The organism is Verrucomicrobiia bacterium (assembly GCA_035574275.1).
In the GTDB taxonomy this organism is placed as follows: Bacteria; Zixibacteria; MSB-5A5; order DSPP01; family DSPP01; genus DSPP01.
Genome location: DATLYY010000005.1, coordinates 14,259 through 25,880 on the forward strand (window position 1 = coordinate 14,259; position 11,622 = coordinate 25,880).

General features: G+C 54.2%; 12 protein-coding genes. 10 read left to right on the plus strand and 2 right to left on the minus strand.

What is annotated here, in order from left to right:
* Positions 1-18 precede the first annotated feature (18 nt).
* The 3 genes from VNL73_00865 to ribA are packed head-to-tail and all read left to right on the plus strand — an operon-like array spanning position 19 to position 2,200.
* Positions 19-750, plus strand: coding sequence for a TIGR04282 family arsenosugar biosynthesis glycosyltransferase (locus VNL73_00865; protein HXF47961.1), 732 nt, complete (start codon positions 19-21; stop codon positions 748-750).
* Complete coding sequence (locus VNL73_00870) at positions 750-1,472, plus strand: creatininase family protein (GenBank protein ID HXF47962.1); 723 nt, start codon at positions 750-752, stop codon at positions 1,470-1,472. The genes VNL73_00865 and VNL73_00870 overlap by 1 nt, the downstream gene beginning before the upstream one ends.
* Positions 1,472-2,200, plus strand: coding sequence for a GTP cyclohydrolase II (gene ribA / locus VNL73_00875; protein HXF47963.1), 729 nt, complete (start codon positions 1,472-1,474; stop codon positions 2,198-2,200). Before VNL73_00870 ends, ribA begins: the two co-directional genes overlap by 1 nt.
* Positions 2,201-2,264: 64 nt before the next feature.
* On the opposite strand, the gene VNL73_00880 is transcribed toward ribA, so the two are convergent.
* Entirely contained in the window at positions 2,265-3,527 is a 1,263-nt protein-coding gene (locus VNL73_00880; protein HXF47964.1) for an ABC transporter permease, read from the minus strand.
* Positions 3,524-4,435, minus strand: a complete 912-nt coding sequence (locus VNL73_00885; GenBank protein ID HXF47965.1) for an ATP-binding cassette domain-containing protein — start codon at positions 4,433-4,435, stop codon at positions 3,524-3,526. Before VNL73_00885 ends, VNL73_00880 begins: the two co-directional genes overlap by 4 nt.
* A 151-nt stretch (positions 4,436-4,586) precedes the next feature.
* Here VNL73_00885 and VNL73_00890 point away from each other — a divergent pair, with 151 nt between their 5' ends.
* From VNL73_00890 to VNL73_00920, 7 genes are all read left to right on the plus strand, one after another.
* Positions 4,587-5,753, plus strand: a complete 1,167-nt coding sequence (locus tag VNL73_00890) for a Xaa-Pro peptidase family protein (GenBank protein HXF47966.1) — start codon at positions 4,587-4,589, stop codon at positions 5,751-5,753.
* Entirely contained in the window at positions 5,750-6,613 is an 864-nt protein-coding gene (locus VNL73_00895; protein ID HXF47967.1) for a geranylgeranylglycerol-phosphate geranylgeranyltransferase, read from the plus strand. Before VNL73_00890 ends, VNL73_00895 begins: the two co-directional genes overlap by 4 nt.
* A gap of 74 nt (positions 6,614-6,687) precedes the next feature.
* Positions 6,688-7,674: a MoxR family ATPase gene (locus VNL73_00900; protein HXF47968.1), complete on the plus strand. Its 987-nt coding sequence runs from the start codon at positions 6,688-6,690 to the stop codon at positions 7,672-7,674.
* Positions 7,671-8,549 carry a DUF58 domain-containing protein gene (locus VNL73_00905; protein HXF47969.1) on the plus strand — a complete coding sequence of 293 codons (879 nt, stop codon included), beginning with the start codon at positions 7,671-7,673 and terminating at the stop codon, positions 8,547-8,549. The genes VNL73_00900 and VNL73_00905 overlap by 4 nt, the downstream gene beginning before the upstream one ends.
* Before the next feature lie 93 nt (positions 8,550-8,642).
* Positions 8,643-9,581, plus strand: coding sequence for a hypothetical protein (locus VNL73_00910; GenBank protein ID HXF47970.1), 939 nt, complete (start codon positions 8,643-8,645; stop codon positions 9,579-9,581).
* The gene (locus tag VNL73_00915) at positions 9,581-10,570 is read left to right on the plus strand and encodes a VWA domain-containing protein (GenBank protein HXF47971.1); all 990 of its coding nucleotides are present in this window, start codon (positions 9,581-9,583) and stop codon (positions 10,568-10,570) included. The genes VNL73_00910 and VNL73_00915 overlap by 1 nt, the downstream gene beginning before the upstream one ends.
* Complete coding sequence (locus VNL73_00920; protein ID HXF47972.1) at positions 10,570-11,616, plus strand: VWA domain-containing protein; 1,047 nt, start codon at positions 10,570-10,572, stop codon at positions 11,614-11,616. Before VNL73_00915 ends, VNL73_00920 begins: the two co-directional genes overlap by 1 nt.
* Positions 11,617-11,622: the final 6 nt, after the last annotated feature.

The following is an 11,622-nucleotide window of genomic DNA, read 5'->3' on the forward strand; positions in this document are numbered from 1 at the left end:
CATTGATGCAGGGCTTGTATGAACAATTCTGAACGCGCGCTCGTAATTCTGGCACGGGAACCGGAAGAGGGAAAGGTCAAAACCCGCCTGAACCAGGATCTTTCCGCCCGGGACACCCTTGATTTATATCAGGCCCTTGTGCTGGACACCCTTCATTTGGCAATCTCCGCCGAAGTGGGGCATTTGTACGTGGCCTGTCTGGCAAACGGCCCCAAGGTTCATCTGAATGAATTGCTGCAAAACTTCGCTTCGGAACTCAAGGGGAAAAAACGGGAGTTCTTGAAGGAGAAGCTGGTGCTGACCGACCAGCGCGGCCGCCAGCTGGGAGAGCGGCTGGAGAAGACCTTCCGCCAGGTATTTAACGAAGGGTACAAGGAGGTCGTCGTCATCGGCATTGACAGTCCCAGTTTGCCAAAGAAAACGCTGGACCGGGCCTTCAAGGTGCTGCACAAAAAGGACGTGGTGCTGGGGCCGACTCTGGATGGCAGTTATTATCTTATCGGCCTCAAGAAACCGCATCCCCGGCTTTTTGAAAACATTCCCTGGGGTACGGGTGGGGTGTACCGCGAAACGGTGGAGCGGATTAAAAAGCTGGGCCTTGAGTGGGAGGAGCTTGAGCTGTGGTACGACGTGGACACCACCGACGATTTGGAATTTTTGGTGCGGGACATTAATCAGCTCCGTATGGCGGGGGATGAGAAAAGTTTAAAGCACACCGAAGAAGTTTTGGCCAGAATCCTTCAGACGTAATGAAGCTGGCCCACCTGACCTGGCAGGAATTCGGTGAGGTCGTGCCGGCCCTGCGCGAGACGGCGATTCTGCCCGTCGGCACCATCGAAGCCCACGGCGTCACTTCCCTCGCCACCGACGTCCTAATCCCCGAAAAAATTGCGGAAGAAATTGCCGATCGTTTGAAGGCCGTCGTGCTCCCCGCCGTCCCCTACGGCATCACCCGCTCCCTTTACGGCTATCCCGGTTCCCTCACCGTCCGTCCGGCGACTTTTGAGGCCTACATTTCCGAAATCATCGATTCCTGCTTTGACCACAAATTCAAAAAACTGGTGATTTTGAACGGCCACGGCGGGAACAGTTCTTCGCTAAACAAGGTTGGATTGGAAGGATTCCACCGCACCGGGCTGAAAGTCGCCGTGGTGCACTGGTGGATTTTGGCAACGGAGGTTTGCAAGAACGTGTACGGGCAATCGGGCGGGCACGCCGCCTTGGATGAAAACGCCTTCATTCTGGCCTTTTGGCCGGAATTGGTGAAAAAGGAGCGCTACAAACCGGAAATGGTTTATCCCAACAAGGAAGGAATCGAGGCGTATCCCAATCCCGGTTCCATCATCACCTACGCAAAGGGAGAGGGGTATCCGGATTTTGACCCGGTCAAAGCCAAGCAGTATGCCTTGGGAGCGATTGAAAAAGTGGCCGCCCATCTCGAAGAGGTCTTTCAGCGCTGGGAAAGAATTTAATGTCCCTGTCCAAAGAGCAGATTAAAAAAATATTATCCGAGAATGAAAAGCACATCTGCCCGGAATGCACGCTTTGCGTACGGATTGTGGCGGTTGCCGGCCTGCCTTCCCGCTTCGGCCAGTTTCAAGTCGTCGCCTTTCACAACAATTTCGACAATTTGGACCATGCCGCGTTTCTTGCCGGTGACGTTTACGGCGCCGAAAACGTTCCGGTCCGCCTGCATTCCGAATGTTTGACCGGCGACGTGGCCGGTTCGTTGCGCTGCGACTGCCGGGAGCAGCTGGAAGCGGCCCTCGACTACATCGGCCGGCAGAACTTCGGCATCCTTTTGTATTTGCGGCAGGAGGGGCGGGGGATCGGGCTTTCCAACAAAATAAAGGCCTACGCCCTGCAGGAGGAGGGTCTGGACACTTTCGATGCCAACCGGGCCTTGGGCTTCCGCGAAGATGAGCGGGACTACCGCATCGCCGCCCATATGCTCGCCTCCCTGAAGGTCCGCTCGATAAAGCTTTTGACCAACAACCCCCAAAAAATCAAGCAATTGACCGATTTGGGCATCAACGTTGTCGAACGGATACCCCTCATCGTTACCCCCAACGAGTTCAACCGCCGCTACCTCGAAACCAAAGCCAGCCGGGGTGCACACCTATTGGGAGACAAAAGCTCGCTCCGGTTTCTGGAGCAGATGGATGAACTTTTGGTTGACGAGGACGGGAAAAACAGTTAAAGTAATACTTTAACCTATTTCTCGATGAACCGGAGCGTCAGGAGCTACTCTTGACCCGGCTTTCTTACCGGTGGCGCAGCCAGCGCACAAGCTCCGGCAAAGTCGGGCGTTTGCCGTACATCAAAATCCCCACCCGGAAAATCTTGGCCGCCAGCCAGCCCATGGCCAGAATCGACAGGAACATTATGGCGTAGCTGGCCAAGAGCTCCGGCCAGGAAGGGGGAAGGTAGGAAATCCGCATCACCATCAATGTCGGCGTGAAAAAGGGAATAAGGGAGAGAACGGTAATCCACCCGGCATTGGGGTTTTGGGCCACCAAAAATCCAATCATCATCGGAAGCACCATCGCCCAGACAATCGGCGCCACCATGCTTTGCACCTCCTGATCGGAGTTGGAAATGGCCCCCAGAATGGTGAAGATGGACATGAAGAAAAAATAGCCGAGCAAAAGGTAGACTACAAAATTGACCAGAAGCAGCGGGTTGAAAACGTTTTTTATGTTTTCCATCTCCAGCATCCGCACGAGCGGGGCGCCGAAAAGAAATCCCAGGAAGAACATCGCCAGAACTCCGGATAGGGCTGCGGCGCCCAACCCGATCGTTTTTCCCATCAGCAACTGAAACGGCGTGGCCGAGGAGGTGAGCACCTCGATGATGCGGGTGTTTTTCTCCTCCACGATGGAGCGGGCCAGGTGCTGGCCGTATCCCAAAACAGTGGTGAAGAGCAGGATGACCAGAAAAAAGGAGGTGAGGTATACGGTAAAAAAGCTGGTTTTTGTCGTCCCCTTTTCAGTCACTTGCCGCAGTTCGATTTCCACGTCCGATAGCAGGCTTTTCAAATTCCCTACGGTCACTCCCTGTTTTTCCAATCGCCGGGCGACCACCAAATCGTGCATGCGATTTTCCAGCCGGTTCTGGGTCACCACGTTTCCCGCCGAGCGGGTGTAATATACCGGCGGGGTGCCGGTATCAATTCCGGCCGGTATGAAAAGATAGCCGTCCAGTTCCTTTTTCAAAATCCGGCCGCGGAGTTGCTCTTCCTCCTGTTTGAGCGTCGCCAACTGATAAGGCACTTGAGAGAGGATATAGGCTCTCTCGCCTCCCGGCAGGGTGTCCACCAACACGCTGTCCAGCTTGTTGTAAAGCCAGCCGGTCTGGTCGATTATGGCCATCCGCTGCTGCGGCTCCTTCGACTTTCGGGCCAGAAAAGCGGGAAGAAACATGAAGGCCCCCAGAATGAGCGGCCCCAAAAAAATGCCGATGACAAACCCCTTGGTTTTCACCATCCCAAAAAATTCCTTCTTGGTGACCACCCACAGATTTCTCATTTTCCCTCCGATCCCCGCACCGCCTCGATGAAAATGTTGTGCAATGAGGGCTCCATCAGTTCAAACCGGTGCACGACGCTCCGGCTGGTTATTTCCTGCAACAGTTTTTGCGAATTGCCTCCATTGACGAGGCGAACCTCCTTATAAGCGCCGTAGTCGTCCACCCGCGCCACGCCGGGGAGCCCGGACAAGTAGGAAGAATCCCCCTCGACCGATACGGCGAGCGAGGATTTGCCGAAGCCCCGTTTCACCTCCGAAAGCCGCCCGTCCAAAACTTTCCGCCCTCGATTAATGAGACAGATATATTCGCACAACCGTTCGGCGCTGTCCATCTGGTGGGTGGAGAAAAGAATCGTGGAACCCTTGGCTTTCAACTCCAGAATGGTATCCTTCAGCAAATCCATGCTGATGGGGTCAAGACCCGAAAAGGGTTCGTCCAGAATCAAAAGCCTGGGCTCGTGCAAAACCGTGCAGATGAACTGAACCTTCTGCTGCATTCCCTTGGAAAGCTCTTCCCCTTTTTTCTTCAACCAATCCTTCAATCCCAAGCGCTCCGCCCATTCAGATCCCCGGCGTTTGGACTCTTTGGAGGAAAGCCCCTTCAATTCGCCGAAGTAACTCAACAAGTCAAGGATTTTCATTTTCTTGAAAATTCCCCGTTCCTCCGGCAGATAACCAATTTGTTTTTTCAGCTCCTCGGAAAAGGGCTTGCCGCCGATTTCGATTCGGCCGGAATCCGGCGCGATGATGTTCAAAAGCATTCGAATGGTGGTGGTTTTCCCCGCGCCGTTTGGCCCCAAAATGCCGTAAACCGAACCGGCGGGCACTTCCAACGAGAGGGAATCAACGGCTCTAAAGGCGCCGAAACTTTTGCAAATCGAGTCGATTTTTAGATAAACTTCAGCCATTTTTCCGCACACCCCAATTTTTTTCCATACGTTTGATTTCCTACGCTAATCCGGGCTCGTGGTTGCATTTTTCTCCTTGTTTAGCGGGCCAATATAATCTAAATTTGCCGGATATGATAATTGCTTGGTTAAAAATGCTTTAGGAGAACGTATGATTGCAGAAAAGCTGGCACAAGCTGTTGAAATCCTGAAAGAGAAGAAAATCGATTCATGGCTAACCTTCGTGCGGGAAACAGAAGTTATCCCCGACCCGGCCTACGATTACTTTGGAAGTTCAATGATTGTCTGGCAGGCCGCCTTTCTGGTTTCCGCCAAAGGGGAAAAAATCGCCATTATGGGGCATTACGACACCGAAAACTTCAAGCGAATGGGGGTGTACGACAAAATCATCGGCTACCATCAAGATTTTGCCCCGTTTTTACTTGAGGAACTGAAGCGGCTCGACCCGAAAACGGTTGCCATCAACTATTCCCCCGACAACAACCTTTCCGACGGCTTGACGTACGGAATGTTTTTGCTTTTGGACAAGGTCCTGCAGGGCACACCCTACCGCGACCGTCTGATTTCCGCCGAGCCGGTGATTTCCGCCCTTCGAGGGCGCAAGCTTCCGGGCGAGGTGGCCAAAATCAAAGAGGCAATCAAAATCACCGAAAAGATCTGGCAGGAGCTTCTGGGCTGGCTCAAAGCGGGCGTCACCGAGAAGCAGGTGGATGCCTTCGTTGCCGAGCGGAGCGGGGCTTATAACGCCCCAAAATCCTTTGCTTCAATCATCAACCACGGCGACAAATCGCCGGTCGGCCATGTCGGTCCTTCCGATGCCAAGCTGGAGCCGGGAGATATTTTTCACATCGATTTCGGACACCGGGTGGACGGCTACTGTTCCGACCTCCAACGCCTTGCTTACTTTTTAAAACCGGGAGAGAAGGAGCCGCCCACGGCGGTAAAGAAAGGGTTTGAAGCGGTCAAGGATACTATTCTGAAGTCCAAAGAGGCCCTTAAGCCCGGCGCAATTGGGGCGGAAATAGACGATTTAGCCCGCAAAGTCATCAAAAGTCACGGTTTTCCGGATTATCAGCATGCTTTGGGCCACCAACTGGGGAGGGCTGTTCATGACGGCGGCACGCTTTTGGGTCCCCGCTGGGAGCGCTACGGCCAGACTCCATACGGCAAAGTGGAAAAGGACAACGTTTTCACCCTTGAGCTGGAAGTGCAAATTCCTGGCGCTGGCTGGGTTTCGCTGGAGGAGGATCTTTTGGTTACAACGAATGGCTCGGAGTTTCTTTCCACGCCCCAATTGGACTGGTTCTATATAAAATGATAAATCGCTTCTGGGCCTTTGCCCGGCTGGGAAGGGTCTGGAACGGCGCAATGGTCGTCGCCTCCGTACTTATCGGGGCTTTTTTTGCCGCCGGAGGAAAAAGTCAGAGCGCCGCATGGATTAATCCGGGGGTATACCTGGGCTGCCTTTCCGCCTTTCTGATTGCCACCGGCGCTTATGCTTTAAACGATTTTTTCGACTGGACAATCGACAAAATCAACAAACCCACCCGCCCCCTTCCGGCGGGGGAGCTTTCCGGTCCCGCCGCCGTTTTTTTCGGATTTTTGTGTGTGTTGGTTGGAATTGTACTTTCCTATTTTATCAATCCAAAAAGCTTTTTTGCCGCTTTCCTCTCCGGACTTTTGGTGGTTCAATATGCGGTGATATTCAAACGGGTGGCCGTTCTCGGCCATCTGGTCACCGCCTTTCTTTCCGCGTTCGGCTTGCTTTTCGGTGCCTGGGTCTCGGGGTATCCGGGAATCCGCCTTCCGCTTTATGCCTTTGTTTTCGGCTTCCTCTTTCACTTGGGCCGCGAGTTTATGAAAGCTGCCGAAGACCGGGAAGCCGACTTGCAGCAAGGGGCCAAAACCTTTGCCGTTCTCACCTCCGCCAAACTTTCGGCGCATGTTGCCGCCGCCATTCTCGCCTTGTTGGCCGTTGTCGCTTGGCTCCCTTTTTTCACGGAGGGATTTAACTGGCTCTATCTGGTTTTGGTGATTGCCGGCATTGACGTGGTTTTATTCATCACCCTTTACCGTGTCCTTTCCAATCCCGTGCCGGCCGTTTTGTGCCGGGCCAACCGCTACCTTAAATTCTCGATGGCCGCCGGGCTTTTGGCCCTCTGGCTGGGGAAGGTATAGGATACCCGTACAAACCAATTGCTTTTGGAACTTTCCGTGTATAAGTTTATATGCTTTTACAGAAGGAGGGTATAATGCACGAAGAGATTGAAAAAATTCAATCTCAGGTGGAAAAAGCCGCCTTTTTCGTCCGTCCGCTACAGGACGAAGTCGGCAAGGTCATCGTCGGCCAGAAATATATGATCGACCGGATGCTTGTTGGCCTTTTAACCGGCGGCCATATTCTAATCGAAGGGGTTCCCGGTTTGGCCAAAACGCTGGCCGTGCGCACCCTTTCGGCGGTCATAGACGCCAGCTTTCAGCGCATTCAATTCACCCCCGACCTGCTCCCGGCCGATTTAATCGGCACGATGATTTATTCCCCCCAAAAAGGGGAGTTTTCGGTCAAAAAAGGGCCGATCTTTTCCAACTTCATTTTGGCGGACGAAATCAACCGCGCTCCGGCTAAAGTCCAATCGGCCTTGCTGGAGGCGATGCAGGAAAAGCAGGTGACCATCGGGGAGAAAACGTTTCCACTCGAAGAGCCTTTTTTGGTTATGGCCACCCAGAATCCAATTGAACAGGAGGGGACTTATCCTTTGCCGGAAGCGCAATTGGACCGTTTCATCTTCAAGCTGTCCATCGGCTACCCCAACCGCAAGGAGGAACTGGAGATTTTGAACCGGGAAACCGTCGGGACCAATCACAAGGTCAACGCGGTAATCAAGCCGAAGGATATTCTGGCCGCCCGGGAAATCGTCCATAAAATCTATGTAGATGAAAAAGTGAAGGATTACATCCTGAACATCGTTTTTGCAACCCGCGAGCCCAAGGCGTACAAGGTTCCGGTGGAAGGGCTGATTGCCTACGGTGCCTCCCCGCGCGCCACGATTTTCCTGACTTTGGCATCCAAGGCCCACGCCTTTCTGTCTGGACGGGGGTACGTCACGCCGGAGGATGTCAAGGCGATCGGCTTGGACGTTTTGCGCCACCGGGTGCTTTTGACCTTCGAGGCGGAGGCGGAGGAGATGAGCTCGGATGCGGTGGTGCGCAAGGTTTTTGACCAAATCGAAGTGCCGTGATTCCCAAGGAAATCAAGGAGAAAATCCGCCGGATTGAAATTTTCTCCCGCCGGCTGGTCAACGAGGTTTTTTCCGGCGAATACCATTCCACCTTCAAAGGGCGGGGGATGGAGTTTGAAGAGGTGCGGGAGTATCAACCGGGGGACGATATCCGGCTTATCGACTGGAACGTCACCGCCCGCACGGGGGTCCCCTTCGTCAAAAAATTCCGGGAGGAGCGGGAGCTTACGCTGGCTTTTCTGGTGGATGTCTCCGCCTCCGGCCGCTTCGGCACGGCGGGGAAGTGGAAATCGGAAACCGCCGCCGAGGTCTGCGCCATTCTCTCCTTTGCCGCCGCCTTCAACAACGACAAAACCGGTTTGATTTTGTTCACGGAACAAGTGGAGCGCTTCGTCCCGGCGGCCAAGGGGAAAAGCCATGTGCTCCGACTGATCCGCGAACTTTTGTATTTTGAGCCGCAGGGGAAAAAAACCTCCCTGGCGGCGGGGCTTGAGTTTGTAATAACCGCCCTCAAACGGCGAAGCATCGTTTTCCTTGTCTCCGATTTCATCGATTCCGGCTGGGAGCGGGCGCTCTCCGTCGCTTCCCGCAAGCATGACGTTATCGCTTTGGTTTTGTCCGACCCGCGTGAGGAAGAGTTGCCCCCTGTGGGGCTGGTCACGCTGGAAGATGCCGAAACGGGGCAGCGGGTTGTAGTGGATGCCGCCGATCCGCAATTTAGAAAAATTTACAAAGGGCGCGCGCGGGCCTTTCAGGCAAATTTGGAACGCACCTTCCGCCGCTACCAAACCGACTTCATCCCCATCCAAAATGGCCGCCCGTACTTGGTTCCCCTGATGAAATTCTTCAAAGAACGGGAAAGACGATTTAGATAGATGCGTTGTGCAATCCCCCAATCTGTCGTTCTGAGCAAAGCGAAGACTATTAGCGGGGGAGGGAGGGCGTTGTTTCGGGGGGGCATACTCTTCTTGTGCACCAATTTTTTTGCATTTTCACTCACGTATGCCCAAACCAACCTTTCGCCTGTCGAGGTCCGGGCCTCGCTTTCCAAAGACAAAATCACGGTAGGGGATGTCACCGCCTACACCCTCGAGATTTTCAGTTACCCGGAAGTCAAGCTGGATTCCGTCCCTTTCGGCTCCAATTTGACCGGTTTTGAAATCAAGAAGGACACCATTTTGCCGTCAATCCGTCTGAAAGGGCGCGAGGTGCGCCGCGCGGTTTTTGAGATCACCGCCTTTACCGTCGATACGCTCACCATTCCCCCTCTGCCGATAACCTATCGAAATCAAAAAGGGGACAGCGGTGGAATGGTTTTTTCCCCCGCTTTAAAGCTGGTAGTTGTTTCGCTTCTGGAACCGGACTCGACCCAGCACCGCCTGAAAGCCGAAAAACCGCCGTTAGAAGTCGGCATCAACTGGTGGCCCTGGATAGGCCTATTCCTATGGGTGCTTGCGGTCGCTGCTTTCGTTTTCCGGGTTATGAAGCATAAAACGGTCGAAATTCCGGTGGAAAAAAAGCCGGATCTAAGACCGCCGTGGGAAATCGCGTTGGCCGAGTTGGAGGAGCTTTTGCTTTCGACCCTCCTGACCGAAAGAAACCTCAAGCATTTCCACATCCGTCTTTCGGAAATATTCCGCTGGTACGCCCACCGGATGTACAAAATCCCGGCCGAGGATTTGACCACCGAAGAGCAGTTGACGAACCTGCGGAATTTTTTGCCCGACGAAGCATGGTCGGAGACCAAACGATTTTTGACCTTCTGCGATTTGGTCAAATTCGCCCGCTGGGAGCCGGACGAAAAACGGATGGCCGAAAACGTGGAACGCTTGAAAAAACTGATAGCGGCCACCCGCCCCAAACCGAAACCGGAAACGGCGGCCCTTGCAGAGGAGGTGCCGGCCTGATGTTCCAGTTTGCCCACCCGGAAGCGTTCTGGCTGTTTGCCTTGCTCCCCCTTTTATGGCTCGTCCGGCACTGGAGAAAAAAGAAGGCGCCGACGATTCGATTCTCGGACGTGGCCCGTGCCGCCGGCGTGCGCAAAAGCTGGCGGCAGAAGTTTTCCTTTTTGCCCGAACTTTTGCGGATGTTGGTCTTTTCGTTTCTGATTCTCGGAATGGCCCGCCCGCAGAAGGGAACCCGCAATCTGGAAAGCTCCACCTCCGGCATCGACATTATGCTGGTGATGGACATCTCCGGCAGCATGAAAGCGGAGGATTTTCACCCCCAAAACCGGCTCTATGTGGCCAAGGACGTCGTCAAAAATTTCATTATGGGGCGCCAGACCGACCGGGTCGGGCTTGTGATTTTCGCCAAGGAAAGCTTCACCCAGTGTCCCCTCACCATCGATTACGGTGTTCTCCTTAACCTCTTGGGGGATGTCCGTTTCGGTCTTATTGAAGACGGCACGGCCATCGGGATGGGGTTAATCAACGGGGTCAACCGCTTGAAGGATTCCCCCGCCAAAAACAAGGTGGTCATTTTGCTCACGGACGGGGCCAACAACGCCGGCGCCATCGACCCGCTCACGGCTGCCGGCGTGGCGCAGGCGCTGGGCATCAAGGTCTATTCCATCGGCATCGGCCGGCCGGGGTTGGTGCCGATGCCGGTGGACGACCCGGTTTTCGGAAAGCGCTACATGCAGGTTCAATCCGATATCGATGAGCCGACTCTGCAAAAAATGGCCCAGTTGACCGGCGGCCGCTTCTTCCGGGCCAAAGACCCGCAGGCCCTCTCCCAGATTTTCAAGGAAATCGATGCGCTGGAGAAAACCAAAATCAAAGTGAAGGAGTTCTGGGAATTTGATGAAAAATTCCGCATCTGGGCGCTTTTGGCCTTGTCGGTTTTGGTTTTTGAACTCTTTCTTTCCGGCACTGTTTTTCGGAGGCTGCCGTAATGCGTTTTGCCGAGCCGGTTTTTCTGTTCGGGCTTTTGGGCCTGCCGCTTTTGTTTTTGTTCTTTTACTGGCTGGAACGCCGCCGCAAAAAGGCACTGGGAAAGATCGGGGATGTGGAGCTGCTCTTTCGTTTGATGGAGGGGTTTTCAGAAAAAATCCGCCGATGGAAATATGCGCTGGTTTTGCTGGCCGCGGCTTTTGTGATTCTCGCTTTGGCCCGTCCGCAGTGGGGAAAAAAAATGGAGTTAGTCAAACGGGAAGGGCTGGATATTATTGTGGCGATTGACGTTTCCGCCTCGATGCTGGCGGCCGATATGCCCCCCTCGCGGCTGGCAAAGGCCAAGTCGGAAACCGCCGGATTGATTGACATGTTAAAGGGGGATAGGATTGGGTTGGTCGTTTTCGCCGGCGAGGCGTACGTCCAATGCCCCCTTACCATGGATTATTCCGCCGCCAAAATGTTTTTGTCCGACATCGACTACGGCTCTGTCCCCCAACCCGGCACGGCTTTGGGGGAAGCCATCCGCCGGGCCGCTTCGGCTTTTGTGGAAAAAGAGCGGAAGCACAAGGTTTTGATTGCCATCACGGATGGGGAGGATACCCAGGAATCGGACCCGCTGAAAGCGGCAGAGGAGGCGAAAAAGGCCGGCATCGTCTTGTACACCATCGGGGTGGGAACTCCTGCCGGCGAACCGATTCCACTGCGCAACGTCGCCGGGCAGGTAACCGGGTATAAAAAAGACGACGAGGGGCAGGTGGTAATGAGCCGGCTGGATGAGGCCGGACTGCAGGAGGCGGCCCTCAAGACCGGCGGCAAATATTACCGGGCGACCGCCGGGGAGTTGGAATTGGACAAGATTTTTGACGATATATCAAAAATGGAGCGGAAGGAGCTAACCGGCCAGTTTATGGCCCGCTGGGAGGAGCGCTTCCGTTGGTTTCTGGCGGCCGCTTTTGCTCTTTTGGGTGTAGAATTCCTATTGAACGAAAGAAGGAGGATTTGGAAAAAAGTTGGAATGGAACGTCAATATGAAACGGTGCGATAGGGTAAA

Excerpts from the sequence above, each read along its gene's own strand:
- VNL73_00915 (HXF47971.1), top strand. The coding sequence starts at position 9,581 with ATGTTCCAGTTTGCCCACCCGGAAGCGTTCTGGCTGTTTGCCTTGCTC.
- VNL73_00885 (HXF47965.1), bottom strand. The coding sequence starts at position 4,435 with ATGGCTGAAGTTTATCTAAAAATCGACTCGATTTGCAAAAGTTTCGGC.
- VNL73_00920 (HXF47972.1), top strand. The coding sequence starts at position 10,570 with ATGCGTTTTGCCGAGCCGGTTTTTCTGTTCGGGCTTTTGGGCCTGCCG.
- VNL73_00895 (HXF47967.1), top strand. The coding sequence starts at position 5,750 with ATGATAAATCGCTTCTGGGCCTTTGCCCGGCTGGGAAGGGTCTGGAAC.
- VNL73_00900 (HXF47968.1), top strand. The coding sequence starts at position 6,688 with ATGCACGAAGAGATTGAAAAAATTCAATCTCAGGTGGAAAAAGCCGCC.
- VNL73_00865 (HXF47961.1), top strand. The coding sequence starts at position 19 with ATGAACAATTCTGAACGCGCGCTCGTAATTCTGGCACGGGAACCGGAA.
- VNL73_00880 (HXF47964.1), bottom strand. The coding sequence starts at position 3,527 with ATGAGAAATCTGTGGGTGGTCACCAAGAAGGAATTTTTTGGGATGGTG.
- VNL73_00890 (HXF47966.1), top strand. The coding sequence starts at position 4,587 with ATGATTGCAGAAAAGCTGGCACAAGCTGTTGAAATCCTGAAAGAGAAG.
- VNL73_00870 (HXF47962.1), top strand. The coding sequence starts at position 750 with ATGAAGCTGGCCCACCTGACCTGGCAGGAATTCGGTGAGGTCGTGCCG.
- ribA (HXF47963.1), top strand. The coding sequence starts at position 1,472 with ATGTCCCTGTCCAAAGAGCAGATTAAAAAAATATTATCCGAGAATGAA.